Origin of the sequence: Actinocorallia populi, from assembly GCF_002995495.1 — a bacterium.
GTDB lineage: Bacteria > Actinomycetota > Actinomycetes > Streptosporangiales > Streptosporangiaceae > Actinocorallia > Actinocorallia populi.
The window spans coordinates 1-25410 of the sequence record NZ_PVZV01000003.1; the positions used below are offsets into that span (position 1 = coordinate 1).

At 72.1% G+C, this 25410-nt stretch carries 25 protein-coding genes; 9 read left to right on the plus strand and 16 right to left on the minus strand.

Features of this window, described 5'->3' with window-relative positions:
* From C2865_RS13155 to C2865_RS13180, 6 genes are all read right to left on the minus strand, one after another.
* A partial coding sequence (locus tag C2865_RS13155) for an enoyl-CoA hydratase-related protein (RefSeq protein ID WP_198653296.1) occupies window positions 1-344 on the minus strand: 344 nt, incomplete at its 3' end.
* 10 nt (window positions 345-354) lie between these two features.
* The gene (locus tag C2865_RS13160; protein WP_106398750.1) at window positions 355-1527 is read right to left on the minus strand and encodes an acyl-CoA dehydrogenase family protein; all 1173 of its coding nucleotides are present in this window, start codon (window positions 1525-1527) and stop codon (window positions 355-357) included.
* Window positions 1524-2510 (minus strand): acyl-CoA dehydrogenase family protein, encoded by a 987-nt coding sequence (locus tag C2865_RS13165; protein ID WP_106398751.1) that lies wholly within the window; start codon window positions 2508-2510, stop codon window positions 1524-1526. Before C2865_RS13165 ends, C2865_RS13160 begins: the two co-directional genes overlap by 4 nt.
* Before the next feature lie 72 nt (window positions 2511-2582).
* Window positions 2583-3761: an amidohydrolase family protein gene (locus C2865_RS13170; protein WP_106398752.1), complete on the minus strand. Its 1179-nt coding sequence runs from the start codon at window positions 3759-3761 to the stop codon at window positions 2583-2585.
* A 49-nt stretch (window positions 3762-3810) separates the two neighbouring features.
* A complete protein-coding gene (locus C2865_RS13175; RefSeq protein ID WP_106398753.1) occupies window positions 3811-5022 on the minus strand; it encodes a CaiB/BaiF CoA transferase family protein in 1212 nt (403 codons plus the stop codon).
* The gene (locus C2865_RS13180; RefSeq protein WP_232835578.1) at window positions 5019-6473 is read right to left on the minus strand and encodes an aldehyde dehydrogenase family protein; all 1455 of its coding nucleotides are present in this window, start codon (window positions 6471-6473) and stop codon (window positions 5019-5021) included. The genes C2865_RS13175 and C2865_RS13180 overlap by 4 nt, the downstream gene beginning before the upstream one ends.
* A 214-nt stretch (window positions 6474-6687) precedes the next feature.
* On the opposite strand from C2865_RS13180, the gene C2865_RS13185 reads away from it, so the two are divergent.
* The 5 genes from C2865_RS13185 (at window position 6688) to C2865_RS13205 (ending at window position 10945) form a co-directional block, all read left to right on the plus strand.
* Window positions 6688-7548, plus strand: coding sequence for a mycofactocin-coupled SDR family oxidoreductase (locus C2865_RS13185; protein ID WP_106398755.1), 861 nt, complete (start codon window positions 6688-6690; stop codon window positions 7546-7548).
* Window positions 7549-7563: 15 nt separating this feature from the next.
* Window positions 7564-7764 carry a ferredoxin gene (locus C2865_RS13190; protein ID WP_106398756.1) on the plus strand — a complete coding sequence of 67 codons (201 nt, stop codon included), beginning with the start codon at window positions 7564-7566 and terminating at the stop codon, window positions 7762-7764.
* Window positions 7761-9134, plus strand: a complete 1374-nt coding sequence (locus C2865_RS13195) for a cytochrome P450 (protein WP_106398757.1) — start codon at window positions 7761-7763, stop codon at window positions 9132-9134. The genes C2865_RS13190 and C2865_RS13195 overlap by 4 nt, the downstream gene beginning before the upstream one ends.
* Window positions 9135-9300: 166 nt before the next feature.
* Window positions 9301-10119: an NAD(P)-dependent oxidoreductase gene (locus tag C2865_RS13200; RefSeq protein ID WP_106398758.1), complete on the plus strand. Its 819-nt coding sequence runs from the start codon at window positions 9301-9303 to the stop codon at window positions 10117-10119.
* 130 nt (window positions 10120-10249) lie between these two features.
* Window positions 10250-10945 carry a TetR/AcrR family transcriptional regulator gene (locus tag C2865_RS13205; protein WP_106398759.1) on the plus strand — a complete coding sequence of 232 codons (696 nt, stop codon included), beginning with the start codon at window positions 10250-10252 and terminating at the stop codon, window positions 10943-10945.
* A 64-nt stretch (window positions 10946-11009) separates the two neighbouring features.
* On the opposite strand, the gene C2865_RS13210 is transcribed toward C2865_RS13205, so the two are convergent.
* Window positions 11010-12197: a thiolase family protein gene (locus C2865_RS13210; protein ID WP_106398760.1), complete on the minus strand. Its 1188-nt coding sequence runs from the start codon at window positions 12195-12197 to the stop codon at window positions 11010-11012.
* Window positions 12198-12263: 66 nt separating this feature from the next.
* Here C2865_RS13210 and C2865_RS13215 point away from each other — a divergent pair, with 66 nt between their 5' ends.
* Window positions 12264-13142: an alpha/beta fold hydrolase gene (locus C2865_RS13215; protein ID WP_106398761.1), complete on the plus strand. Its 879-nt coding sequence runs from the start codon at window positions 12264-12266 to the stop codon at window positions 13140-13142.
* 78 nt (window positions 13143-13220) lie between these two features.
* Here the strand turns inward: C2865_RS13215 and C2865_RS13220 are convergent, their stop codons facing one another.
* On the minus strand, window positions 13221-14927 hold the full coding sequence (locus C2865_RS13220; protein ID WP_106398762.1) for an N-acyl-D-amino-acid deacylase family protein: 1707 nt from the start codon (window positions 14925-14927) through the stop codon (window positions 13221-13223).
* 153 nt (window positions 14928-15080) lie between these two features.
* Here C2865_RS13220 and C2865_RS13225 point away from each other — a divergent pair, with 153 nt between their 5' ends.
* The gene (locus C2865_RS13225; RefSeq protein WP_232835636.1) at window positions 15081-15887 is read left to right on the plus strand and encodes an SDR family NAD(P)-dependent oxidoreductase; all 807 of its coding nucleotides are present in this window, start codon (window positions 15081-15083) and stop codon (window positions 15885-15887) included.
* Between the two features lie 26 nt (window positions 15888-15913).
* Entirely contained in the window at window positions 15914-16102 is a 189-nt protein-coding gene (locus C2865_RS13230) for a ferredoxin (protein WP_106398764.1), read from the plus strand.
* 50 nt (window positions 16103-16152) lie between these two features.
* Here the strand turns inward: C2865_RS13230 and C2865_RS13235 are convergent, their stop codons facing one another.
* The 6 genes from C2865_RS13235 to C2865_RS13260 all read right to left on the minus strand — a co-directional run bounded on the left by C2865_RS13235 (window position 16153) and on the right by C2865_RS13260 (window position 22604).
* A complete protein-coding gene (locus C2865_RS13235; RefSeq protein WP_106398765.1) occupies window positions 16153-17361 on the minus strand; it encodes an amidohydrolase family protein in 1209 nt (402 codons plus the stop codon).
* A 78-nt stretch (window positions 17362-17439) separates the two neighbouring features.
* The gene (locus C2865_RS13240; RefSeq protein ID WP_106398766.1) at window positions 17440-18543 is read right to left on the minus strand and encodes an acyl-CoA dehydrogenase family protein; all 1104 of its coding nucleotides are present in this window, start codon (window positions 18541-18543) and stop codon (window positions 17440-17442) included.
* On the minus strand, window positions 18540-19736 hold the full coding sequence (locus C2865_RS13245; protein ID WP_106398767.1) for an acyl-CoA dehydrogenase family protein: 1197 nt from the start codon (window positions 19734-19736) through the stop codon (window positions 18540-18542). Before C2865_RS13245 ends, C2865_RS13240 begins: the two co-directional genes overlap by 4 nt.
* The gene (locus tag C2865_RS13250) at window positions 19733-20515 is read right to left on the minus strand and encodes an enoyl-CoA hydratase/isomerase family protein (RefSeq protein WP_106398768.1); all 783 of its coding nucleotides are present in this window, start codon (window positions 20513-20515) and stop codon (window positions 19733-19735) included. Before C2865_RS13250 ends, C2865_RS13245 begins: the two co-directional genes overlap by 4 nt.
* Window positions 20512-21459, minus strand: coding sequence for an acyl-CoA dehydrogenase family protein (locus C2865_RS13255; protein WP_106398769.1), 948 nt, complete (start codon window positions 21457-21459; stop codon window positions 20512-20514). The genes C2865_RS13250 and C2865_RS13255 overlap by 4 nt, the downstream gene beginning before the upstream one ends.
* Window positions 21456-22604, minus strand: coding sequence for an acyl-CoA dehydrogenase family protein (locus C2865_RS13260; protein WP_106398770.1), 1149 nt, complete (start codon window positions 22602-22604; stop codon window positions 21456-21458). Before C2865_RS13260 ends, C2865_RS13255 begins: the two co-directional genes overlap by 4 nt.
* Window positions 22605-22709: 105 nt before the next feature.
* Here C2865_RS13260 and C2865_RS13265 point away from each other — a divergent pair, with 105 nt between their 5' ends.
* On the plus strand, window positions 22710-23516 hold the full coding sequence (locus C2865_RS13265; protein WP_106398771.1) for a FadR/GntR family transcriptional regulator: 807 nt from the start codon (window positions 22710-22712) through the stop codon (window positions 23514-23516).
* A 9-nt stretch (window positions 23517-23525) separates the two neighbouring features.
* Here C2865_RS13265 and C2865_RS13270 read toward each other — a convergent pair whose 3' ends face one another.
* Window positions 23526-24305 (minus strand): SDR family NAD(P)-dependent oxidoreductase, encoded by a 780-nt coding sequence (locus tag C2865_RS13270; RefSeq protein WP_106398772.1) that lies wholly within the window; start codon window positions 24303-24305, stop codon window positions 23526-23528.
* A 28-nt stretch (window positions 24306-24333) separates the two neighbouring features.
* Complete coding sequence (locus C2865_RS13275) at window positions 24334-25410, minus strand: Zn-dependent alcohol dehydrogenase (protein ID WP_106398773.1); 1077 nt, start codon at window positions 25408-25410, stop codon at window positions 24334-24336.

Genomic DNA, 25410 nt, shown 5'->3' on the forward strand with positions numbered 1-25410 from the left:
AGCAGGCCGCCCGCGATGCAGCGGCCCTGGACCGCGGCGATCGACGGCTTGGGCACGTTGCGCCAGCGCAGCGAGTACTCCAGATACCGGCGCGACTCCTCCCGGTAGATCCACTCCAGGGTGATCTTCTCGGGCCGCGTGGCGCCGCTTCTCAGGTCGTGTCCCGCGGAGAAGTGCCTGCCCTCCGCTCTCAGCACGATGACCTTGGCGTCCTCGTCCTGCGCCGCCTTCGTCCAGGCGGCGTCCAGCTCGTCGAGCAGCTCCTTGTTCTGGGCGTTGGCCGCCTCGGGGCGGTTGAGGGTGATGGTCGCGATCCCGTCGGCGACCTCGTAGTCGATGTACAAGTCAGGCTCCTCATCCTCGGGGCAGGCCGAGCACCCGCTCGGCGATGACCGTGCGCTGGATCTCGGAGGTGCCTCCGGCGATCGTGCCGCCGAAGCTCCGTGCGTAACGCTCGAACCAGCCGGTGATGAACACGTCGAGGTTCAGCGGGGCCTGCGGGCCCGTGGGCGTGGGGTACAGGCCTTCGGCACCGTGGGCGTCCAGCATCCGTTCCGCCGCCTTCTGCGTCGCCTCGGAACCGAACAGCTTGAGCACCGACAACGCGGCGACGTCCTGCTCGCCCCGCGACGCCCGCGCCAGGGCGGCCGAACCCATCAGGCGCAGCGCCTGGGCGTCCATGACGAGCGTGGCGTACCAGTCGCGATCGAGCACGGTCGCCGGTTGGAAGTCGCGGATCTGCTCCTCCAAACGGGTGGCGAAGTGCAGCCACAACATGTTGCGCTCGTGGCCGAGGGAGCCGTTGGCGACCCGCCATCCGTCGTTCAGCGCGCCGACGAGGTTCTCGGCCGGCACCTTGACGTCCTCGAAGAAGACCTCGTTGAAGTCCAGGTCGTCGGGGCCGACCAGGGAACCGAACGGGCGGCGGTTCACCCCGGGCAGGTCCGTCGGGACGATCAGCACGCTGATGCCCTTGTGCTTGGGCGCGTCCGGGTCGGTGCGCACGAAGGCGAGGATGAAGTCGGCGTCGTGGGCGCCGGACGTCCAGACCTTCTGCCCGTTCACCACGAAGTGGTCGCCCTGAAGGTCGGCACGGGTGCGCAGGGAGGCCAGGTCCGAACCCGCGCCGGGTTCGCTCATGCCCAGCGCGGCGGTGATCTCCGCGCGCAGGATCGGGACGGCCCAGCGGTGCTTCTGCTCCTCGGTGCCGAACGAAAGCAGCGAGGCCGCGATGATGCCCAGGCCCTGCGGGTTGAAGCTGTGATAGATCTTCCGCTTGGCCAGCTCCTCCAGGTGCACGTACTGCTGGAGCAGGCTCGCGTTCCGGCCGCCGAACTCCGGCGGGTTGGCCGGCAGCAGCCAGCCCTCCTCGAACAGCAGCCGCTGCCAGCGCCTCGCCCACTCGGGGATGTGCGAGCTGGAGCGGGGCCGCTCCGCGGCCTCTTCCGCCGCGGGCGCGTGCTCGGCGAGGAACGCCGCGAACTCGGCGCGGAAGGCCTCGACATCGGGATCGAACGTCAGCTTCATGCGTACTCCTCGGCGATCAGCGCCCGGTGCTCCGCGGCGCCGCCGAGCAGCAGCTCACCCGCCTTGGCCCGCTTGAGCGCGAACTGCAGATCGTTCTCCCACGTGTAACCCATCCCCCCGAACAGCTGGAAGCCGCTCTGGAACACCAGGGACTGGCACTCGCCCGCGGCGGCCTTGGCCATCGAGGCGGCCAGACGGCGGCGCGGGTCGTCGGCGGCGATCGTCAGCGCCGCGTAATACGCCAGCGCCCGCGCCCGCTCGATCGCCACATGCATGTCGGCGGCCTTGTGCTTGACCGCTTGGAACGAGCCGATGGGCACGCCGAACTGGTGCCGGGTGCGCACGTGCTCCAGTGTCAGGTCCAGGATGCGCTGGCAGGCGCCGACCATGGTCAGGGCCAGACCGGCGAGCGCCCGATGCCGAGCCCCCTCCAGATCCGCCGCGCTCCGGTCGTCGGCGGTGACCCGGACGCCGGTGAAAGAGACCTCCGCGACGTGCAGGAGCGGATCGAAGACCTGCTCGCGGGTGGCGGTGACCCGCGCGGCGGGGACGGTGAAGACGCCCTCGCCGGTGACGACGGCCAGCCGGTCGGCGCGGTCGCCGTCCAGGACATGGCGGGCGGTCCCGTCCAGCGTCCATCCGTCTCCGTCGCGGCGGGCGGTGACGCCCTCGAACACGGCGGTCCCGGACACGCCCTTCTCCACGGCCTCCGGGAAGAACGGGGCGAACTGCGTCATCGTCGCCAGGTAGGGGGTGGGATCGGTCGCCCGGCCCAGCTCCTCCAGCACGATCGCCAACTCCACCGCCTCACCGGAACCGGTCAACTCGGTCCAGCCGTGCCGGACGTAGGCCCTCCAGAGCGGCCCGGGGTCGACGCCCTCGTCCACGACCCCGCGGACCAGCGCGGGCGGGCACTCCTTGGCGACGGCCTCGCGGACCGTCGCCTGCCACAGGCGCTGGTCCTCGTCGAATTCAAAGATCATTCCCGACTTCCCTCACACACGGTCTCCCAGCCCTTTCCCTACGAGGCGGTCCCTCAGGGACGGCGCCCCGCCTCATTTCGCGATCAGCCTGGCCAGGTTCCCGCCCATGATCAGCGCCTTGTGCTCCTCGCTGAGGCCCTCGAGCTCGTCGACGTAGGTGATCGGGTCGGCCAGGCCCTCGGGGTGGGGGTAGTCGGAGCCGAACAGCACCCGCTCCACGCCGATGAGGTCGGACAGCCTGGCCATGTCGTCCTCCCAGAAGGGGCTGACGTGGATGTTGCGCTTGACCGCGACCACCGGGTCCTCGGTGAACTCCTGCGGCATCTTCTTGTAGATGCCGGCGAGCTGGTCCAGCAGCGGCCCCACCCAGGAGGCGCCGTTCTCGATCACGGCGATCTTCAGGTCGGGGAACCGCGACAGGGCGCCGTGGATGGCCAGCGCGGCCACGGTGTCCTGGATCGGCCGCCACTCGAAGATCATGCGGAAGGCGTTGGGCTTGAACGGCAGCATCTCGTTGCTGACGCCCTCCCAGTCGCTGATGTAGCGGCTGTAGCCGCTGTCGGAGGAGTGCAGCCCGACCAGGATGCCGTGGTCGACGACCCGCTGCCAGAACGGGTCGAACTCCGGCAGGCCGAACGAGCGGCTGCCCTTGTACCCGGGGACGGGGGCGGGGCGCACCAGGATCGCGCGGGCGCCGTTCGCCACGACCCAGTCGAGCTCCTCGATCGCCTTGTCGAGGATCGGCAGGGTGATGACCGGGGTGGTGAAGATGCGGTCCTGGTAGTTGAAGGTCCAGGTCTCCAGAAGCCACTGGTTGAGCGCGTGGATGACCGCGTGGGTCATCTCCAGGTCGTCCTTCATCCGCTCTTCGATGAGGCTGGCCAGCGTCGGGAACATCAGCGTCTGCTGGATGCCCAGCTCGTCCATGAGCTTCAGGCGCGGTTCGGGTTCGCGGAAGGCCGGGATGGACCGCATCGGCTCGCCGAAGATCTGCCGGCGGTCCTTGCCCTCGGGGTTGCCGACGCGGAAGTACTCCTCCATCGCGCCGGGCCGGGCGACCACCTCGAAGGTGGGGTTGGGGATGTACTCGCTGATGTGGCCGCGCACGGCGATCTTCGTGCGGCCGTCGACCTGCACGTACTTGATCGCGTTCTTGTACTTCTCCGGGAGGTACTTGGTCAGCGCCTCCTGGGGCTCGTACAGGTGGTTGTCCGCGTCGAACAGCGGATAGGGCAGCTCGCGTGACGGCATGGGGGTCTCCTTCATGAGGTCTGCGGATCGGTCGGACATGCCATGTCGCTCAGGTGACGGCGCCGGTCGTCTTGAGCTCGATGATGCGTTCCCAGGTGAGGCCGGACTCCAGGAGGACCTCCTCGGTCTGGGCCGCGAAACCCGGGGCCGGGGCCGGCTCGTGGCCGCGGACGTCGAACTGCACGGGGCTCGCGGCCAGCTTCAGCCCGCCCGCCCGGACCATGTACTCGTTCGCCCGGACCTGCGCGTCGTCGATCACCTGCAGGGAGTCCTGCACCGGCGCCCAGGGCCCGGACAGGGTGGCGAGGCGCTCGGCCCACTCGGCCAGCGTGCGGGTGGCGATCACCTCCCTGAGGATCTCGACGGCCTGCTCGGTGTTGGCCGCGATCAGCTCGCCGGTGGCGAAGCGCGGATCGTCGATCAGGTCGGGCCGGTCGAGGTGGCGGCAGACGTCGGCCCAGAACTTGGCGGCCTGCAGCATGACGAGCGACAGGTACCTCCCGTCGGACGTGCGGTAGAGCCCGACGAGGGGGTTGGCCGTTGAGCCGTGGGCCCCTGTCTCGGGCGCCTCCATCGGCTCGCCGAGGTGGGCCGACAGCGCGACGCCGTGGCCCAGCGACCACAGGCCGCTGCCGAGCAGGGAGACGTCCACGACGGACGGCTCGCCGGTGCGCCCGAGCCGGACCAGCGCCGCCGCGATGCCCCCGGCGAGGTTCGTGCCGGAGATGGTGTCGCCGTAGGCGGGCCCCGGCGGGCCGATCACCCCGTCGACGTCCGGCGGGGTGATGCTGGCGGCGGTCCCGGCCCGCGACCAGAAGGCCGTCATGTCGTAACCGCCGCGGGCGGCCTCCGGGCCGCGGGGACCCAGCGCGCTGCCCCGGGCATAGATGATCTTCGGGTTCACCGCGCGGATGTCATCGACGTCGATGCCGAACCTGCCGCGGTGTCCGGGCAGGAAGCTGGTCAGGAACACGTCGGACCGCTTGGCGAGCTCGTAGAGGACCTCGCGGCCCTCCGGGGCGGAGATGTCGAGGCCGATGCTGCGCTTGCCGCGGTTGGCGTGCTCGAAGTTGGGGTTGGGATCGCCCTCGACCCGCATCCTGCCGGTCTGGCGGAGCCCGCGCTGCGGGTCTCCGTGGACGGCGTGCTCGACCTTGACGACGTCCGCTCCCCAGTCGGCGAGCACCCCGCCCGCCGAAGGGACGAACCCGTACATCGCCACTTCGAGGACCCGGATGCCCTCGAGCGGCCCGCCCGTCATCCGACCACCGTCGCGAGGGTCTTGCGCTCCAGGAACTCCTCGAAGCCCGGGACACCGCCCTCGCGGCCGATGCCCGACTGCTTGTACCCGCCGAAGGACGCGTCGCCGCCGAAGTAGTAGCCGCCGTTGATGCTCAGCGTCCCGGCGCGGACGCGGCGGGCCACCGCGACGGCGCGCTCGTCGTCGGCGCTGAAGACCCCGCCGGAAAGGCCGTATATCGAGTCGTTGGCGATGCGCACCGCCTCGTCCTCGTCGTCGTAGGCGATGACCACGAGCACCGGCCCGAAGACCTCCTCCTGGGCGATCTCGCTCGCCGGGTCGACACTGGTCAGCAGGGTCGGCCGGTAGAAGTAGCCGGGGTCGACCTTCTCGCCGCCGGTCACCAGCGTGGCCCCCGCCTCGACGGCGCGCAGGACCATGCCGTGCACCTTGTCGCGCTGCGCCTCGCTGATGAGCGGCCCCATGTAGGTGGCCGGGTCGGCGGGGTCGCCGTACTTCACCCCGGCCAGCATGGCGGCGGTCTGCTCGACGAACGCGTCGTGGTGCGCCCGCGGGACGAGCACCCGGGAGGTGATCGCGCAGCCCTGGCCCGCGTGGCTGCAGATCGTGAAGGCGGCGGCCATCGCGCACAGGCCGAGGTCGGCGTCGTCGAGCACGATCATCGCCGACTTGCCGCCGAGTTCCAGGAACACCTTCTTCACCGTCTGCCCCGCGGCCGCCATGATGCGCCGGCCGGTGGCGGTCGAGCCGGTGAAGGTGACCATGTCCACGCCGGGGTGGGTGGTGAGCACCTCGCCCACGGCCACGTCGGTCGACGACAGGACGTTGACCACGCCGGGCGGGATGTCGGTGTGCTCGGCGATCAGCTCGCCCAGCGCCTGCGTGATGAGGGGGGTGTCCGGCGCGCCCTTCAGCACGACGGTGCAGCCGGCGGCGAGCGCGGGCGCCAGCTTCGCCAGCGCGATCTGGACCGGGTAGTTGTACGGGGTGATCGCCGCGACGACGCCCGCGGCCTCCTTCTCCACCCAGCGCCGGTGGCGCCTGCCCCGTGCCTCGATCTCGCCGAGCTCCTCGGTCATCGGGTAGGTCCGCAGCAGGTCCGCGTAGTAGCGGACGATCTCGATCGGCTCGTCGAGCTGGGTGCCGTACGTGATCATCCGCGGGGCGCCGGCCTCGGCGATCGTCAGCTCGCGCAGCTCCTCCTTGTGCTCGACCAGCGCCTGGTGGAACTGCTCGAGGCAGCGGACGCGCAGCTCCACGTCGTTCGCCCAGCCCGTCGTGTCGAAGGCGCGGCGCGCGGCCTCGACGGCGGCCTCGGCCTCGGCGACCGTGGCGTCGGGCGCGTACCCGACCACCTTCCCGGTCGCGGGGTCGAGCGATGCGAACGTCTTGCCGGTCTCGAGGAGCCGCCCGTCCACGAGCAGCTTCGCGCGCCTTTCCTGTGTTCCCACCGGTCCTCCTCGTCCATGGGTCGGGAACCACCCTAAATAAGTAAGTGAACACTCATCAAGACTGGTATTCCCCTCCTGTTGAGAGTAAGGTTCTCTCGTTCGGAATTGGAGATTTCGTAAACGAATATCGCCATATTCAAGCAGACGGGCGGCCGGCAGCCCCCCGGCGCCCGGAGTACCCGCCAGCCCACCCGCCCCGAGCGAAGGAGCCACCATGGGACGCGTTGAGGGAAAGGTCGCATTCATCACCGGAGCGGCGCGCGGTCAAGGCCGCAGCCACGCCGTCCGGCTGGCCGAGGAGGGCGCCGACATCATCGCGGTCGACCTCTGCCAGGACTACGAGACCGTCGACTACCCGATGGCGAGCCCGGACGACCTCAAGGAGACCGCGCGCCTGGTCGAGGCGCAGGGCCGGCGCATCGTGACCGCCCAGGCCGACGTCCGCGAGGCCGCCCAGCTCCGCGACGCCCTGGAGCGGGGCATCGCCGAGCTCGGCAAGGTCGACGTCGTCGTCGCGCAGGCCGGCATCGCCCCGCTGCACGGCAACCCCCCGCTGCAGGCCTGGACCGACGTCGTCAACGTCAACCTGCTCGGCTCCATCAACGCGGTCCAGGCGTCCCTCCCGCACCTGTCCGAGGGCGCCTCGGTCATCGCGGTCGCCTCCGCCGCCGCGCTCATGAGCCAGGGCATGGTGCAGAACCCCGGCACCAACCCCGGCGGCAGCGGCTACGCCTGGGCCAAGCGCGCCCTGTCGGACTACATGCACGAGCTGGGGCGGCAGCTCGCCCCCCGCTCGATCCGGGCCAACGTCGTGCACCCGACCAACGTCAACACCCAGATGCTGCAGAGCAAGCCCATGTACCGCTCCTTCCGCCCCGACCTGGCGGACCCCAAGCGCGAGGACGCCGAGCCGGCCTTCCGCGTGCAGCAGGCCATGCCGATCCCCTACATCGAAGCGGTGGACATCAGCAACGCCATCCTGTTCCTCGCCTCCGACGAGGCCCGCTACGTCACCGGCATGCAGCTGCGGGTCGACGCGGGCGGCTACCTCAAGTGGCACGACTTCCACGTCTGATCCGCAGGAGGAACCATGAAGGTCAAGGTCGACCAGGCACTCTGCCAGGGCCACACCCTCTGCGCCATGAAGGCCCCCGACGTCTTCGAGCTGGACGACGTCGACGGGCACTCCTCTCCGGTGAGCCCGGAGGTCCCGGCCGGCCTGGAGTCCCAGGTGGTCAGCGCCGTCAGGTCCTGCCCCGAGCGGGCGATCTCCGTGGAGGGCACAGCGTGAGCACGCAAGACGCGATCGGCGACGAGGAACGCAAGAAGATCAAGTACCACTTCGACCGGCACGCGCCCGACTACCGCGAACGCTTCGAAGACATCACCCACGAGATGCACGCCAAGTGCCCCATCGCCTGGACCGACACCCACGGCGGACACTGGGTCGCCGCCGGCAACCGCGAGGTGTTCGAACTCGCCGCCCGCTCCGCGGAGTTCTTGTCCAACGACCACGACGTCAACAACGAGCGACGCGGCTACCAGGGCATCTCCATCCCCGCACCCGCACGCGGAAAAGGCCGCCGCGGCGGATTCCTGGAAATGGACCCACCCGAGCAGCGCTACTACCGCCAGGCTCTCAATCCTTATCTGTCGCCTGCGGCCATCAGCCGGTGGATCCCGTGGATCGACGAACTGGTGCGCGCCTGCATCGACGACAGGATCGAGTCCGGGCGCATCGACTTCGTCGAAGACCTCGTCAACATCGTCCCGGCGGCGTTCACGCTGGCCATGATGGGCATCCCCATCAAGGACTGGACGGTCTACTGCGAACCGGCGCACGCCGCCATCTACACGCCTTTGGACTCCCCCGACATCGAGCGGGTCGGCCAGCTCCACATGCAGATGGGCATGGAGCTGTTCAAGCAGTTCGCCCACATCAAGGAGAACCCCCGACCCGGCCTGGTCAACGCGCTCATCAACGCCGACATCAACGGGCAGAAGGCGCCCGACATGGAGCTGATGGGAGTGCTCGGGCTGCTCATCGGCGGCGGGTTCGACACCACCACCGCGCTCAGCTCCCACGCCATCGAGTGGCTGTCGGAGAACCCGGCGGAGCGTGAGCGGCTCAGCCGTGAGCGCGACACCCTCCTGGACTCGGCCACCGAGGAGTTCCTGCGCTTCTACACCCCCGCCGTCGGCGACGGACGCACCATCTCCGCCGACTGCGAGGTCGCGGGGGTGCGGTTCAAGGAGGGCGACCGCCTCTGGTTGTCGTGGGCGATGGCCAACCGCGACCCCGCCGTCTTCGAAGAACCCGACCAGGTCAAGATGGACCGCGAGGGCAACCGGCACGCCAGCTTCGGCCTCGGCATCCACCGCTGCATCGGCTCGAATGTGGCACGCACGCTGTTCAAGCGGATGATCCTCCAGGTCCTCGACCGCATGCCGGACTACGTGTGCGACCCCGAGGGAACCGTGCACTACGACACGATCTCCGTCATCAACGGCATGCGCTACCTGCCCGCCACCTTCACTCCGGGCCCCCGGCTCGGCCCCGGCCTCGAGGAGACCCTCGGCAAGCTCCAGAAGGTCTGCGACGAGCAGCGCCTCGCCGAACCCGTCACCGTCCGCAAGAAGCGGGCCGAGATCGCCGGTTAGCGAGCGGTCCGCCGGACGGCGTGCCGTCCGGCGGACACCGCCTGCCTTGCCCTCATCGCCGCCGCGGGACTCCTCGCCGCTTTCCGGCGCCCCCGAGCGGAGGAAGCCGAGACGTCCGCTTTCCGGCGCCGCTCCGCTCGCCCGCCTCTTCGAGAAAGAAGGACCGATGCACGTCGGGTTCATCGGCCTGGGCAGCCAAGGCGCTCCCATGGCCCGCCGGATCATCGACGCCGGTTACGACACCACCCTGTGGGCACGACGGGCCGCCACCCTCGAAGCCTTCACCGACACCCCCGCCAAAACGGCCGGTACCCCCGCCGAACTGGCCGCCGCATGCGACATCGTCTGCGTCTGCGTCGTCAACGACACCGACGTCGAAGAAGTCCTCACCGGCAAGAACGGCGTACTGGACGGGCTGCGGTCCGGCGGCGTCATCGCCATCCACAGCACCGTCCACCCCGACACCTGCCGCAAGCTCGCCGAACCCGCCGGGAAACAGGGCATCCGCCTCGTGGACGCACCCGTCAGCGGCGGAGGCGGCGCCGCCGCCGAAGGACGCCTGCTCGTCCTGGCCGGGGGCGACACCGAAGCCGTCGAACTCTGCCGCCCCGTCTTCGCCACCTACGCCTCACCCATCATCCACACCGGAGCACTGGGCAGCGCACAACTCACCAAACTCCTCAACAACCTCCTGTTCACCGCCCACCTCGCCACCGCCGCCAGCACCCTCGCACTCGGCAGACAACTCGGCATCGACACCACCGCACTCGCCCAAGCCATCACCCACGGCACCGGCACCAGCTTCGCCCTCACCCGCGTCACCGCCGCCGGAGGCACCCTCGACCGCATGGCACCCGTCGCCGGACCACTCCTCCAAAAAGACGCCCGCCTCATCACCGAACTCGCCCGCACCCACCACGCCACCCCCGGCACCGTCCTCACCGCCGCCGACGACGCACTGGACCTCATGAACCACCGCAGATGACGGGCCGATCTGAGATCATCGGGTGACGCGGTGCGGGACGGGCGCGGCCTGGACCACGTCACCGCACCTACTACGATGAAAGTATGTGCCCACTCACCTCCTGTGGAGGACTGGCCGCCAGGAGAAGCTCATGACCAAGCCGGTAGCCCCTTCCCCTCCCGCGGAGGAGACGTCACGGCCCGCCGAGAACGCGCCGCGACGGCGGCGGCTCACCGCCGAGGCCCGCAAGAGCTCGATCCTGGCCGCCGCGAGGCGCGCGTTCATCGAGACCGGTGACATGAACGGCACGACGATCAAGGTGATCGCCGAGCACAGCGGCATCAGCGAGGGCGTGATCTACCGCCACTTCGAGAGCAAGGACCAGCTGTTCTTCGAGGCCGTGGTGGAGCCGCTCAAGCAGGCCGTGGACGACCTCGTCGCCGCGACCGCGGCCGTCGACCTGGACCAGCCGCTCACCCCCGAACGGCAGCTGAAGGCGATGACCGGCCTCTACCGGCAGCTCATCTCGACGCTGGAGGAGATCCTCCCGCTGCTGGGCCTGGTGCTCTTCGGCGACCCGCAGGTGGCCCGGCGGTTCTACCAGGAGAACTTCATGGTGGCCATGGACCGCCTCGCCGAGGCCTGGCGCGAGGTCGAGCACAGGTACGGCTACCCGTTCGAGTCCCCGGACATCTCGGCCCGCGCGGTGATGGGCATCGCGCTCGTCATGGCGCTGGAGAGCCATCACGGCAAGGGTTTCGACCGGCACCGCGCGATGACCCTGATCAGCGACGGCACGGTCAAGGGCTTCTTCCCGCCGCTGGAACCGGCGCGCCGGCGCCAGTGACGCCGCGAAGGGGGGCGAGGCTCGTGCCTCGCCCCCCTTTCCCGTCCCGGGAGCCGGTCTCCCGCTACGCGGGTGCGGGCACGTCGAGGACCAGGGCGGTGCCCATCCCGCCGCCCGCGCACATCGCGGCCACGGCGACGCCGCCGCCGCGGCGGCGCAGTTCGTGCACGAGGGTGAGGACCATCCGGGTGCCGGTCATCGCGACGGGGTGTCCCAGGCTGCAGCCGCTGCCCAGGACGTTCACGGTGTCCTCGTCGAGGCCGAGCGCCCGGGTGGCGGCGATGCTCACCGAGGCGAACGCCTCGTTGATCTCCCAGAGGTCGACGTCTCCCACCGACAGTCCGGCGCGGTCGAGCGCCTTGGGGATGGCCAGCTGCGGGGCCAGGCCCGTCTCGCCCGGCGGCACGCCGACCGAGGCCCAGGCCCGCACGGCCGCCAGCGGCTCCAGGCCCGACGCCTCGGCGAACGCCCGGTCGGTGACGACCACCGCCGCCGCGCCGTCGTTCACTCCGGCCGAGTTCCCCGCGGTGATGCCGAATCCCTTGATCTCCGGGTGCAGCGGCTTCAGCGAGGCGAGCTTCTCCGGCGTCGAGCCCCGCCTGGGGTGCTCGTCGACCTCGAAGGTGAAGGCGGTCCCGTCGCGGCGGACGACCTCGAGGGGGAAGATCTCCTCGGTGAAGCTTCCGCCGTCGATTCCGGCGACGGCGCGCCGATGGGAGCGCAGCGCCCAGGCGTCCATGTCCTCCCGGCTGATACCGGCCTTCACCGCGGCGTTCCACCCCACCGTGATGGTCATGTCCCGGATCGGCGCGTCGGGGGTCTCGCGGTGGCTGGGCGCCAGCCAGTCCTCCTCCCAGTCGTCGGTGCCCGGGACGCGCCGGTTCACCCTGGGCATCGTCGAGCTGGACTGCACGCCGCCCGCGACGACGACCCGGTCCATGCCCGCGATGACCGACGCCGCGGCGCTCTGCAGGGTGGCCAGGCCCGAGGCGCAGTGCCGGTTGTGCGCGAGGCCGGGGGCGTTCACCAGCCCCGCCTCGATCGCCGCGTAGCGGCCGATGGCGCCGCCGCCGTAGAGGGACTCGCCCATGATGACGTCGTCGAAGAGCTCGGGCGGCACGCCCGAGCGCCGCACGGCCTCGGCCACCGCCCTCGTGCCGAGCTCCAGCGCGTCGACGCCGGCCAGCGAACCCCGGAACGCGGTCCCGACCGCGGTCCGCGCGCCCGAGACGATCACCGCCTCATGGCTCATCGTCCACTCCCGTCGAATAAGTAAGTAAGTATTCCCTCACATCCGTTCGGATAGTAACTTCGGGGCATGGCGACGGCAAGGGTGAACGGCCTGAGGGTCGGCTACGAGGTGATCGGCGAAGGACGCCCCTGGGTGCTCACGCCGGGCGGGCGGGACGGCAGGGACACCCCGGGCCTGCGGGAACTGGCGGTGGCGCTGGCCGAGCACGGCAACCGGGTGCTCGTCTGGGACCGCCCCAACACCGGGGAGTCGGACGTGTGCTTCGACGGGGACTCCGAGTCGGCGATGCAGGCCGACGTCCTGGCCGGGCTGCTGGAGCGGCTGGACATGGCGCCCGCCGTGATCGCGGGCGGCTCGGGAGGCTCCCGCGTGTCGCTGCTGACCGCGGCCCGCCACCGCGACGCCGCCGCGGGCCTCGCCCTGTGGTGGATCAGCGGCGGCGTCTTCGGGCTGCTGTCCGTCGGCCTCCACTACTGCGCCGGATCGGTCCAGGCGGCGTGGAGGGGCGGCATGGAAGCGGTCGCCGCGCTGCCGGAGTGGGCCGAGGTCATCGCCAGGAACCCCGCGAACCGGCAGCGGTTCCTCGACCAGGACCCGCGCCGGTTCATCGCGACGATGGAACGCTGGCTGGCCGTGCACTGCCCCTCGGACGAGATGCTGGTCCCCGGCCTGCCGAACGCGGACGCCCGCGCCCTCGACGTCCCCGCGCTGGTGTTCCGCAGCGGCGCGAGCGACATCCACCACCGGCGTGAGACGTCCGAGCAGGTGGCGCGGACGCTTCCGGACGCCCGGCTCGCCGAACCGCCGTGGGGGGACGGGGAATGGCACGAGCGGCAGGCGGCGCGCACGTCCGGCGAGGCGCCAGGCCTGTTCGTGCGCTGGCCCCTGCTCGCCCCCGCCCTGCAGAAATGGGCGGAGGACGTCCTGCCCCCGCACGAGGCATGATCCGCCCTCGCCGTGCCCGCCGCCCGGAAGCCCGGCGCGGGGGCGGACCGGCCGTTCCGGGCCCGCCCCCGCCGCGGCTCAGGACGGGGTGACCAGCCGGCCGGCCCGCGCTCCGGTCAGCTCGTCGTGGTCGACCAGCACCGCCCCGTTGACGAGGGTGTAGTCGTAGCCCCGGGCGCGCTGGGTGAAGCGGTTCGCCCCCAGGGGGAAGTCGGCGAGCATCCGCGGGGTGTCGAGGTGGAGGCCCTCCAGGTCCAGCACGTTGACGTCGGCGTAGGCTCCGGGGGTCAGGACGCCGCGGTCGGCGATGCCCCACAGGTCGGCGGCCTCCAGTGTCAGCTTCCTGACGGCCCTGCCCACGTCCAGCAGCCCCTCCTCCCTGACCCAGTGCTTGAGGAAGTAGGTGGAGTTGCCCGCGTCCATCGTCAGCGCCACATGGGCTCCGGCGTCGGCCACGCCGATCACGACGTCGGGATTCGTGATCATTTGGGCCACGGCGTCCAGGTCCTGGTTGAGGACGGGGTAGTACAGCAGGCCCAGCCCCCGGGTCTCCAGGGTGTAGGCGAGGAAGGCCTCGGCGGGGCTCGTGCCGCGCCGTGCGGCCTCGGCGGCGAGGCTGTTGCGCGCGCTCACGTCGTAGTCGGCCGAGCCGGGGGGCATGAGGTAGATCTTGGCGGGGTCCTTGGGCGCCAGCGGGCCCGACAGCTCCGACGGCCGCCCGGCCTCCTCGGCCAGGCGGGACCGCAGCCCCTCGTCGGACAGCGCGGCCAGCCGGTCGGCGAAGGGCATGCCCATCAGCCCGGCCCAGGCGGGGAGGGCGTCGTAGGGGGTGCGGCCGACCAGCCCGTAGACGATGGCGCTGCCGCGCACCGCGGTCATGGGGCGGATGTCGGCGCCGCGGGAGCGGGCGGCGGCGGTCTCCTCCATCACCCAGGACCACAGGCCGGGGCGGCGGTCGCTCTGCATGATGGAGAAGGCCAGGGGGCGGCCCGAGGCCCGGCTCACCTCCTCCATCCACGCCATCTCGGAGACGGAGTTGCGGCGGTCGGCGCCGTCGCGCTCGCCGATGCGCGGCACCACCTGGAAGGTGCCGCGGCCGCGCGCGGCCATGGCCTGCGCGATGGCGGCGAGCTCGGCGGGCAGCGCGTACGTGCCGGGCACCGGGCGGCCGTCGGGGACGGTGTGCATGAAGCTGCGGGACGTCGAGAAGCCCAGCGCGCCGTCGCCGACGGCCTCCCCCACGATCGCGGCCATGGCCGCGATGTCGTCGTCCGTGGCGGGCGCCTCCTCCAGGCTCCGCTCGCCCATCACGTAGTGGCGCAGGGCGCAGTGCCCGATCAGGCCGCCCGCGTTCACGCCGAGCTCGCGGCGGCCCAGGGACTTCAGGTACTCGCCGTAGGTCTCCCAGTCCCAGTCGAGACCGGCCATGATCGTGTCGGCGGGGATGTCCTCGACCGACTCCATCATCGCGGCGAGGTAGCCCTCCCGGCCGGGGCGGACCGGCGCGAAGGTGACGCCGCAGTTGCCCATCACCACCGTGGTGACGCCGTGGTGGCAGGAGGGAGTGGCGTCCGGGTCCCAGAACAGCTGGGCGTCGAGGTGGGTGTGCACGTCGATGAAGCCGGGCGTCACCAGCCTGCCGGCGGCGTCGATCTCGCGCCTGCCCCGCTCCCCGACCTCGCCCACGGCGGTGATCCGGTCGCCGTCCACGGCGACGTCGGCCCGTCTCGGGGGCGCGCCCGTCCCGTCGACCACCTCGCCGTGGCGGATCACGATGTCATGCATGGTCAAGGTCCTTCCGGCAGCACGGGAAGCTAAAAAAGCGGGTACTCACTTACAATAACGCGCCACTCCTGGGAAAATAAGAGAGTATGCATTCACTTTGCTAGGCTGGCCGGTCCAGCCTCCGGCTCAGCTCAGGAGTTCTCTGTGGGATCGATGGACGGCCGCGTGGCGATCGTCACCGGCGCGAGCCGCGGTATCGGACGGCACATCGCCGAGCGCATGGCGGCCGAGGGGGCGGCGATAGCCCTGGTGGCGCGGACGGTCACGCGGGGCTCGTCCGCGCTGCCCGGCTCCCTGGAGGAGGTGATGGAGGGCATCAGGGCACGGGGCGGCCGGGTCGAGGCGGTGCCCGCCGACCTCACCGTGCCCGAGCAGGTCGAGACGGTCGTGACCCGGGCCGAGGAGCTCTTGGGCCCGGCGGACACGCTGGTGAACAACGCCGGCGTCAACTTCTACGGGCCCGCCCTGGACATCCGGCCCCGCCGCTACGCGCTGATGTTCCAGATGATGGTCCACGCCCCGTTCCGGCTGTGCCAGCTCGCGGTGCCCGGGATGATGGAACGCGGCCGCGGCTGGATCCTCAACATCACCTCCAAGCAGGCGCGGCACCCGGCGGGTCCGCCCTACCCCGACTGGGCGTCCGACGGCTGCGTGCCGTACGGGATGTGCAAGGCGGCGCTCGACCGCCTCACGACCGGGCTCGCCGCGGAGGTGCACGGCACGGGGGTGAGCGTCAACGCCCTCGGGACGTCCGGGCTCGTGATGACGCCGGGCGTGGCCGTGGTCTCCCCGCACACCCCCGACAACACCCCGGTCGAGGACGACGGCGCCATGGCGGACGCCGCCCTCGTGCTGTGCGGCGCCGATCCCGGCACGGTGACCGGGCGGATCTCCTACAGCATGGACCTGCTCGGCCGCCCCTTCCCGGAGGGCCCGTGGGCCCTCTCGTCCACGTTCTGAACCGCCCGCGACAAGGAGGACAGCCCGTGAAGGCCACCGTCGATCCGGACCGCTGCCAGGGACACGCCCGCTGCTGGGAGATCTCCCCCGAGGTGTTCGACCTCGACGAGGAGGGCCACGGGGTCGTCCTGACCGCCGAGGTCCCCGCCGGGTTCGAGGAGAACGCGCGCAAGGCGGCTCTCAACTGCCCCGAGCGCGCCATCACCGTGCGCTGAACCGCCGCGGCCCGCCCTCCTTCCGGAGGGCGGGCCGCGGCGTGCGCGGTTCAGGCGACCCTGATCGTGGCCGGGTCGGCCGGGGTGAAGCCGTAGACCCGTGCCGCGTTGCCGACGGTGATCTTGTGCTGGACGTCCTCGGGCAGGTGCCCGAGCCACTTGCCGGCCATCTCGACGGTGTCGGGCCAGGTGGAGTCGGAGTGCGGGTAGTCGCACTCGAGCATCACGTTGTCCTCGCCGATGACGTCCAGCAGCCGCAGGCCCGCCTGGTCCTCGATGAACGTGCCGTAGACGTGGTCCTTGAACAGCTGCCGGATGTCGGTGTCCAGGTCGAAGCTCGCCGCGCCCTTCTGCTCGCCGCGGTCGTGCGCGGCGTTCATGTCGATGTCGAAGCGGGACGCCCAGTGCTTCTGCTTGTCGACGACCTGCTCGGCCCGCTCCAGGAAGTAGGGGATCCAGCCGATCGAGCCCTCCGACAGGGCGATCTTCAGGTTGGCGAACCGGGGGAAGATGCCGCTGAAAAGCCAGTCCAGCAGGGTGCCCGCCTGGTTGACCGCCGCCGAGTAGGCCATGAAGGCCAGCGTCGGCATGTCGTCGGAGGTGCGCAGCAGGTTCGACGAGGAGCCCACGTGCATCGACACGACCATGCCGGTCTCGTCGCAGGCCCGCCAGACCGGGTCCCAGGCGCCGGTGTGGACGGAGGGCAGCCCGAGCTTGGTCGGGTTCTCCGAGAAGGCGATCGACCTGGCGCCGAGGGCGGCGGTCCGCTCGATCTCGGCGGCGGCGGCGACCGGGTCCCAGAGCGGGATGATCATCATCGGGATGAACCGGCCCGGGTGGGCCGCGGCGAAGTCCTCGAGGATGAAGTCGTTCCAGGCGCGCACGCACAGGAGCGCGAGCTCCTTGTCCCTGGCCTCGTGGAAGACCTGGCCGCAGTAGCGGGGGAAGGACGGGAAGAGCATCGACGCCAGCACCCTCCCCTGGTTCATGTCCGCCACCCGGGCGGCGGGGTCGTAGCAGCCGGGCCGCATCTCGTCGTAGGTGATCGGCTCGGGCGAGAACTCCTCCTTCCGCTTGCCCGCCACGGCGTTGAGGCCGGTGGTGACGATCTGGCGGTCCTCGTACACCCAGAACTCCGAGGCCCCGTCCCGCACGATCCGGGGTCCGGTGTCGCGCCACCGCGCGGGCAGCCGCTCCTGCCACAGCCCGGCGGGCTCGATGAGGTGGTCGTCGACGGAGATGAACCAGCTGAACGCCATGTGGGGACTCCCGACTGCTCCCGCCGGCGAGCCGGGGACCGGTACCGGCGAAGGAATAAGAAAGCGAACGCTCACATACTAGCTCAGGCGTTCGCCCGCTCCCAGGCCGAAGGCGGGATATCTCCCGGCCAGACGCCTGCGGTGCGCAGCGGGCGAGCCGGACAGCGAACGGTTGAGCACGGCGCGCTTCAGGTAGACGTGGATGCCGCTCTCCCACGTGTAGCCCATGCCTCCGTGCAGCTGCATCGCCTTGCCCGCGACCTCCACCGCGGCCGCGCAGGCGTGGGACTTGGCCATGGACGCCGCGACGCCCGTGCCCCGCCCGCCGTCGACCTGGCCGCGCACCGCTCCCTCGACGAGCTTCCCGCTCACCTTCACCTGCACGAGCATGTCGGCGCACGCGTGCTTCACCGCCTGGAAGGAACCGATCGCCCGGCCGAACTGCTCCCGCACACCGGCATAGGCGACCGTCGCCTCCAGCATCGCCTCGCTCAACCCGAGGCTGTCGCAGGCCACGGCGATGGCGGCCCGTTCGTGCAACCGGCGGACGGACGCCTCCGGGTCGCCGCGAAAGCGCCACACCGCGTCCGGCCCGGCTTCGACGCCGCGCGCGGTGACGAGACCGAACCGGCGCGTCTCGTCGACGACCGGCTGCTCGGTGACCTCCAGCCCGGGGGCGTCCGGTCCCGCCTCCACCACCACGGGCGTCCCGTCCGGGCCGAGAGCCGGGAGGAGGAGCCGGTCGGCGACGGGCGCCCCGGGCACGAAGGCGGCCGTGCCGTGCAGGAGCAGGCCGCGCCCGGTCCGTTCGAGGCGGAACGGCACACCCTCGACGGCCTCCCCCTCCAGCGCCGTCACCGGGACTGCGGCTCCGGCCACGGTCTCCCGGAACAGGCGGTCCCGGCCGGGAGAGGGCTCCAGCAGGCCGAGCGCTCCCACTCCGAGGGCCGCCACCGCCGGGTACGGGCCGCGCGCCGCCGCGCGGCCCGCCTCCCGCAGGACGACGGCGACCTCGGCGAAGGTCGCGTCCGCGCCGTCCAGCGGCTCGGGCGCCTCGAGGCCGAGCCACCCGGAGCGGGCGATCGACCGCCAGTCGGGCGCGGCCCCGGAGGCGGCCTTGCCGAGCAGGCCGCGGGCGAGGACGCGCAGCTCCTCGTGGAACCCGGTGAGGTCGGCGGTCATCGGCTCCCCTTCGGTTCGCGGGGGAGGCCGAGGCCGCGCTCCCCGATGATGGAGCGCTGGATCTCGCTGCTCCCGCCCGGGATCGTCCACTCCCACGAGCCGATGAAGTCCAGGACCCAGGCCCCCGACTCCCATCCGCTCGACAGCGGTTTGCGCAGCTCGGCATGGGCGGCGAGCCCCGCGACCTCGGCGCCGAAGTCCGTCATCCGCTGCAGCAGCTCGCTGTAGTACAGCTTCACGATCGAGGCGTCCGCGGGACCGGGGCTGTCGTTCTCCACCAGCTCCGCGCACAGCGCCCGCAGGCCGGTGAGCTCGGTCTCGAGCACGGCCAGCCGGTCCTGCACCCGCGCGTCGTCGACCGGGCGCGCCCCTCCCGGGCCCGGCCTGCCGCACAGCTCCACGAGCCACCGGAAACCGCCGTTGCCCAGCCGCTCGGCCAGCTCCAGCATGGTCATGCCGCGTTCGGCTCCCAGCGTCTCCTGCGCCACCCGCCAGCCGTCGTTCTCCGGCCCGATGCGGCACCCCGCCGGGATGACGGCGTCGTCCAGGAAGATCTCGCAGAAGTGCGACTCGCCCGTCGCCTGGCGGATGGGGCGCACGTCGACGCCGGGTGTGCGCATGTCCATCAGGAAGTAGGAGATGCCGCGCCGCTTGGGGGCGTCCGGGTCCGTGCGGGCCAGCAGCAGGCACCAGTCGGCGTGCGCGGCGCCGCTCGCCCACACCTTCTGCCCGTTGACGACGTAGGAGCCGCCCTCCCTGCGGGCGGTCGTCCTGAGCGCCGCCAGGTCGGATCCCGCGTCGGGCTCGGAGAAGCCCTGGACCCAGATCTCGCCGTCGAGGATCGCCGGGAGGTGCCGCTCGCGCTGCTCCCGGGTGCCCGCGGCCAGCAGCGTGGACGCCGCGTGGTGGATCGAGACGAACGCCAGGACCAGCCGGGGCGCGTCATGGGCGGCGAGCTCCTGGTAGAGCACGGCCTGCCGTGCGACGGGCATCCCGCCGCCCCATTCCGCAGGCCAGTGCGGGACCGCGAAACCCGCGCGGCGCAGCTCCTGGAACCACTCCTTCTGGAAGGCGACGAACTCCTCGTCCGGGACCCCCGTCTGCGCCCGGCGCCAGCCGTCCGGGATGTGCGTCCGGCACCAGTCGCGCACGTGGGCCCGGAAATCCGGGAGGTCCAGGGCCGCGCCCGTCATGGCCGCGCCTTCTTCGCCAGGGCCAGCAGCCGCTCCCGGTGCTCGGCGGACCGCATGGTGACGGCTTCGGCCGCGAAACCCGCCTGCATCGCGCCGCTCAGCGCCTGCGACAGGTACGTGTTGGTCACCCGCTTGGTGCCCTGGAGCGCCTCGGCGGGCTGCTCGGCGAGGCGCAGGGCCAGCGTCCGCGCCTGTTCGGGCAGCTCCTCCGGCGGGACGGTGCGGGAGGCGAGGCCCAGTTCGACGGCGGTGGCCGCGGGGATGCGCGCGCCGGTGTAGAGGTACTCGCGCGAACGCAGGATCGGAGTGAGCAGCGGCCAGAAGGCGGCGCCGCCGTCCCCCGCCACCAGGCCCACGCTGACGTGCGGGTCGGCCAGGTGCGCGGTCTCGGACATCAGCACGATGTCGCAGAGCACCGCCAGGCTGCAGCCGAGGCCCACCGCCGGGCCGTTGACGGCGGCGATCACCGGCAGCGGGAAGCGGAGCATCTCCTCGATGATCTGCGCGCCCTCGCGCAGGCTCTCGTCGCGGGCGGCCGGGTCGTCGAGGAAGGAGGTGATCCACCCCAGGTCGCCGCCCGCGCTGAACGCCCGGCCCGCGCCGGTGAGGACGACCACCCTGGCCTCGCGGTCCTGGGACAGCAGCCGCCAGACGTTGGCGAGCGCCCAGTGCAGCGGCCGGTTGACGGCGTTGAGTTCCGTGGGCCGGTTGATGACGAGGGTGCGGATCGGCCCGTCGGCCTCGACGGCGAGCTCCTCGGGCAGGTCGTCGTACTTCACGCCGTCACCTCCGTGTCGCGGAACAGCCCGGTCAGGCCGCGCCGCCCGATCTGCCGGGTCAGCCTGTCGCGGGTCGCGGACGGTCCCCACGGCAGCCGCCGCAACGGCTGGCTGTAGCGGGACACCCAGGAGAGGGCCGTCTCGTCGCAGAATCCGACGGCGCCGTGCAGCAGGTGCGCGGTGCGGAACACCGCCTCGGCCGCCTCGACGGCCGCCAGCCGCAGGGCGAGGGCGTCGTCGAGCGCCTCGGGAAGGCCGGCCTGGACGCTCCAGAGCGTGTACCTGGCGAGCATCTCCACCCCGCTGCGCTCGACCTCGGCGTCGGTCAGCTGGAACTGGACGCCCTGCTGCTCGGCGAGCGGCTTGCCGAACTGCCTCCGGACGAGCACGTGCGCGCGGGTGAGGTCGATCGCCCGGTCGAGCATGCCCAGGAGCGTCCAGCAGGGCAGGACGAGGCCGAGTGCCACGTCCCGCGCGCCGTCCTCGTCGATCGGCCGCAGGTCGAGTCCCGTGACGAAGGCCGAGGTGCGCGGCGGCGCGTCCGGCGGCCGGGCGACGGCGTCGCTGCGCCGGCCGTCCGCCGTCACCGCCGCCCAGCGCAGGCCGAGTCCGGCCACCGCGGCCTCGGGAGCGGTGTCGTCGACGACGAGCAGGCCGTCGGCGTCGAGGCCGGCGGGACGTGCGAGGCGTTCGGCCACCGGGTAGGCGACCGCCCAGTAGCCGGCGCTCCGGCACAGCGCCGCAGCGGCCTCCAGGTCGTCGGCGTCCTCGCGGGGCGCGAGCTCCCACGCGCCGATCTCGCGCAGGACGGGGGCGAGGACCTTCTCGCGGCTCCAGGGCGCCTCCTCGGCCCGCTGGACGAGCCTGTCGCCGCCCGCCGCCTCCAGCGCGCGCAGCGCCTCCCGCCCGTACTCGGCGGCCTCCGGGCTCAGGTCGATGTTCATGAGGCTCCCAGCAGTGCGCGGGCCAGCAGGATCCGCTGGACGTCGATGCTCCCCGAGGCGACGGTGGAGGCGTGCGAGTAGCGCCAGTGGTCGGCCACCTCGGCGCGGAACCGGCGCGCGGCCTCGCCCTCCCTCGGGACCGAGGCGGCGATGTCCATGAGCACCTCGGCGCTCTCCTGGTCGAGCCGGGTGACCGCGATCCGGTACGCCGCGGCGTCGCCCGGCCTCACCCGGCCCTCGTCCTGCAGCGCCACCACCCGGTAGGCCAGCAGCCGGGCGCGGCGGCAGTGCACCAGCATCCGCGCCCACCGCACGCGCAGCTCTCCGGGCAGCCTCTCCCAGGCGTCGCCCAGGACCTCCGGCGCGGCCTGGAGGAGGTGCTCGCAGCGGGCGTACCGCGCGATGCCGACGCGTTCGAAGGCCAGGACCTCCTGGACGACCTTCCAGCCCTGGTCGACCGTGCCGAGGACGTCCGCCTCGGTGACCCTCAGATCGTCGAAGAAGACCTCGTTGAGGTGGTGGGGGCCCATCAGGCAGCCGAGCGGGCGGACCTCGACGGCGGGGTCGTCCATCGGCACGAGGAAGATCGTCAGCCCTTGCTGCCTGCGCTCGCCCCGGGAGGTGCGGGCCAGCAGGAAGCACCACTGCGCCATGGTGGCGTAGGACGTCCAGACCTTCTGCCCGGAGACCAGCCAGCCCCCGCCGTCGCGCCGGGCGGCCGTGCGCAGCGACGCCAGGTCGGAGCCCGCGTCGGGCTCGCTGAAGCCCTGGCACCAGATCACCTCCCCGCGGGCGATCGGCGGGAGGTGCCTGCGCCGCTGCTCGCCGGTGCCGTGCCGCATGATCGTCGGCCCGACCCAGTTGACCCCCATGTACTGGGCGCCGCGCGGCTCGTGCGCCGCCCACATCTCCTCGCGGACGGCGGTCTGCTCCCACACCGAGGCGCCGCGCCCGCCGTACTCCTCGGGCCAGGCCGGGCAGAGCAGGCCCCGTTCGGCCAGGATCCGGCAGAACTCCTGCGCGGTCTCCAGATCCGCCGGATCGTCGGTGAACGCCCCCAGGTACTCCGGAGGGACGTGCTGCGCCACCAGGCCTCGCAGCTCGCCGCGGAGCTCCGTGGCGGCCGCGCCCATCGTGAAGTCCATGAAGAGAAGGTAAGTAATCCTTATAAGGATTTCAATTCTTGCTGTGTATCTGCCCGGCCGGTAGAATCCGCGCATGACTCCCGAGCCGTGCAGGAAACCGACCGCGTGACCACCGCCCGCCCCCGCCGCGTGCCCCAGCGCCGCATCGCCGAGACCGTCGCGGCCGAGCTGCGCACCCGCATCCTGGCCGGTGAGGACGGCTACCGGCTGCCCACCCAGGAGCAGCTGGTGCAGGAGTTCGGCGTCAGCTACCCCTCGATCCGGGAGGCGCTGCGGATCCTGGAGACGGAGGGGCTGGTGACGGTACGGCGCGGCAGCGTCGGCGGGGCCGAGGCGCACCGCCCCGACGAGGCGTCGGCCGCCTACCACCTCGGCCTCGTCCTGCAGGGCGGCCGGGTCACGCTGCGCGACCTCGCCGAGGGCCTGCGGATGCTGGAGCCGATGTGCGCCGCCGAGTGCGCGCGCCGACAGGACCGCCTCGAGGAGGTCGTGCCCGCGCTCGCCGCCAACGTCGAGGCGTCCGCCGCCCTCGTCGCGGACGGCGTGGCCTTCACCCGCACCGCCCGGGAGTTCCACGACCTCCTCGTCTCGTTCACCCCGAACGCCACGGTCCGCTACATGGTCAGCAGCCTGGTCGCCCTGTGGTCGGCGCAGGAGGAGTCCTGGGCGGAGGTCCTCACCCGGCGCGGCGAGTACCCCTCCCCCGCCGAGGCGGAGAGCGCCGTCCGCGTCCACCGGCGCATCCTCGACGAGATCGCCGCGGGCCGCGCGCCGGAGGCCGAGCGGGTGTACCGCTCCCACCTCGCCGCGACCCAGCGGCTGCTGCTGGACCACTTCGACGACGGCGTCGTGAACGCCTCCTCCGCCGGCGCCCGCCAGGCCGTGCGGTCCGCCCGCGGCACCCGGATCTGAGCCGCCGCCTCAGCGGGCGGTCCAGCCCCCGTCGACGACGATCGTCTGGCCCGTCACGTAGCGGCCCGCGTCGCCGGCGAGCCACAGGACGGCTCCGGCGAAGTCCTCCGGGACCCCCTCGGCGGGCAGCGGCGTGTTGCGGCGCAACCAGGCCAGGGAGCGCTCGTCCTCGTACATCCCGTCGGTGATCTCGCTGCGGAAGAAGCCCGGGGCGAGCGTGTTCACGCGGATGGAGTGGCGCGCCCACTGGACGGCCAGCTCGGAGGTGAGCCCGGACAGCCCCAGCTTGGCGGCGGCGTAGGAGGCCTGGGGGATGCCGGGGACGCCGACGTGCCCGCTGATCGAGGAGACGTTGACGATCGCGCCGCGGCCTGCGGCGGCCATGTGCGGGAAGGCCGCCTGGGCCAGGCGGAACGGGGCGACCAGGTTGAGGTCCAGGGTGCGGCGGATGTCCTCGGGGGACTCGTGCTCGGCCCGTTCGCGGCTGAAGATCATGCCGGCGGCGTTCACCAGGATCTCCGGACCGCCCAGCTCCGCGGCGACGGCGGGCACCACCTCGTCCACCTGGCCGGGGTCGAGCAGGTCGCAGCCGACCGCCAGCCCCCCGATCTGCTCGGCGAGCTTCACCAGGCGGTCGCGGCGGCGTGCCACGACCGCGACCCGCGCCCCGGCCGAGGCCAGCGCCCGGGCCATGGCCTCGCCCAGGCCCGAGGACGCCCCGGTCACCACGGCCACCCGGCCGTCGAGGCGGAACGCCCGCAGCGCGTCGGGCAGGTCGGAATCGGGCATGGCGGCCTCTTCTCAGGTTCGCTGGTTGTCAGATGACGACGGTGCGGACGCCTTCGGCGCGGGACACCAGGTCGATGCCGCGGGCGATCTCGTCGAGCCCGACGCGCTGGGAGACCATCGAGCCGAGGTCCAGCCGTCCGGACTCGGCGAGGCGGATGAACCGCGGGAAGTCGCGCAGGATCTGGGCGCCGCCGAGGGCGGAGCCGGCCAGCCGTTTGCCCGAGAACACCGCCTGGATCGCGGGGATCGCCAGGACCGAGCCGACCGGGGGCATGCCGACCAGCGTCACCGTGCCGTGGCCGCGCGCCATCTCGAAGGCCTGGACCATGAGCTCGGGGCGGCCGACCGCCTCGAAGGTGTAGTCGGCGCCCCGGCCGCCGGTCAGTTCCCGCACCCGCGCCACCGGGTCGCCCCCGGCCGGGTCGACGGCGTGGGTCGCGCCGGCCAGGAGGGCCGCCTCCCGCCGTCCGGGCGCGGGGTCGACGGCGATGATGACCGCGGCTCCGGCGATGCGGGCGCCCTGGACCGCCGCCTGCCCGACCCCGCCGCAGCCGATCACCGCGACGCTGGAGCCCGGGGTGACGGCGGCGGTGTTGAACACCGCGCCCAGGCCCGTGGTGACGCCGCAGCCGAGGAGGGCGAGCTGCTCGTCGGGCAGGTCGGTCTCGACGGGGACGACCGAGGCCTCGTGGACGACCATCGCCTCGGCGAACGTCCCGCAGCCGCAGACCGCGGCGGCCCGCCCGCCGTCCGGGAGGTCGAAGCGCGGCGCCGCCTTCACCAGCGGGTTGAGCTCGCACTGGTTGGACATGCCGTTGACGCACTGCCAGCAGGTGCCGCAGGCGGGAGCCACCGACGCCAGGACGCGGTCTCCGACCCTGGCGCGCCGCACCTCGGGGCCGACCTCCTCGACGGTCCCGCAGCCCTCGTGGCCCAGCGCGATCGGCAGCGGCAGCGCCGACCTGCCTTCGAGCACGTTGAGGTCGGTGTGGCAGATGCCGCTCGCGGCGATCCGCACCAGGACGTCCCGCGGGCCGACGGCCGGTACGGGCAGGTCCTCCACCACGGGCGGTGCGCCCGCCTCGTAGGCGATGGCCACTTTCAC

Excerpts from the sequence above, each read along its gene's own strand:
- C2865_RS13225 (WP_232835636.1), top strand. The coding sequence starts at position 15,081 with ATGGACGGCCGCGTGGCGATCGTCACCGGCGCGAGCCGCGGTATCGGA.
- C2865_RS13190 (WP_106398756.1), top strand. The coding sequence starts at position 7,564 with ATGAAGGTCAAGGTCGACCAGGCACTCTGCCAGGGCCACACCCTCTGC.
- C2865_RS13220 (WP_106398762.1), bottom strand. The coding sequence starts at position 14,927 with ATGCATGACATCGTGATCCGCCACGGCGAGGTGGTCGACGGGACGGGC.
- C2865_RS13215 (WP_106398761.1), top strand. The coding sequence starts at position 12,264 with ATGGCGACGGCAAGGGTGAACGGCCTGAGGGTCGGCTACGAGGTGATC.
- C2865_RS13235 (WP_106398765.1), bottom strand. The coding sequence starts at position 17,361 with ATGGCGTTCAGCTGGTTCATCTCCGTCGACGACCACCTCATCGAGCCC.
- C2865_RS13200 (WP_106398758.1), top strand. The coding sequence starts at position 9,301 with ATGCACGTCGGGTTCATCGGCCTGGGCAGCCAAGGCGCTCCCATGGCC.
- C2865_RS13165 (WP_106398751.1), bottom strand. The coding sequence starts at position 2,510 with ATGATCTTTGAATTCGACGAGGACCAGCGCCTGTGGCAGGCGACGGTC.
- C2865_RS13160 (WP_106398750.1), bottom strand. The coding sequence starts at position 1,527 with ATGAAGCTGACGTTCGATCCCGATGTCGAGGCCTTCCGCGCCGAGTTC.
- C2865_RS13270 (WP_106398772.1), bottom strand. The coding sequence starts at position 24,305 with ATGCCCGATTCCGACCTGCCCGACGCGCTGCGGGCGTTCCGCCTCGAC.
- C2865_RS13205 (WP_106398759.1), top strand. The coding sequence starts at position 10,250 with ATGACCAAGCCGGTAGCCCCTTCCCCTCCCGCGGAGGAGACGTCACGG.
- C2865_RS13210 (WP_106398760.1), bottom strand. The coding sequence starts at position 12,197 with ATGAGCCATGAGGCGGTGATCGTCTCGGGCGCGCGGACCGCGGTCGGG.
- C2865_RS13185 (WP_106398755.1), top strand. The coding sequence starts at position 6,688 with ATGGGACGCGTTGAGGGAAAGGTCGCATTCATCACCGGAGCGGCGCGC.
- C2865_RS13255 (WP_106398769.1), bottom strand. The coding sequence starts at position 21,459 with ATGAACATCGACCTGAGCCCGGAGGCCGCCGAGTACGGGCGGGAGGCG.
- C2865_RS13240 (WP_106398766.1), bottom strand. The coding sequence starts at position 18,543 with ATGACCGCCGACCTCACCGGGTTCCACGAGGAGCTGCGCGTCCTCGCC.
- C2865_RS13175 (WP_106398753.1), bottom strand. The coding sequence starts at position 5,022 with ATGACGGGCGGGCCGCTCGAGGGCATCCGGGTCCTCGAAGTGGCGATG.
- C2865_RS13245 (WP_106398767.1), bottom strand. The coding sequence starts at position 19,736 with ATGACGGGCGCGGCCCTGGACCTCCCGGATTTCCGGGCCCACGTGCGC.
- C2865_RS13260 (WP_106398770.1), bottom strand. The coding sequence starts at position 22,604 with ATGGACTTCACGATGGGCGCGGCCGCCACGGAGCTCCGCGGCGAGCTG.
- C2865_RS13170 (WP_106398752.1), bottom strand. The coding sequence starts at position 3,761 with ATGCCGTCACGCGAGCTGCCCTATCCGCTGTTCGACGCGGACAACCAC.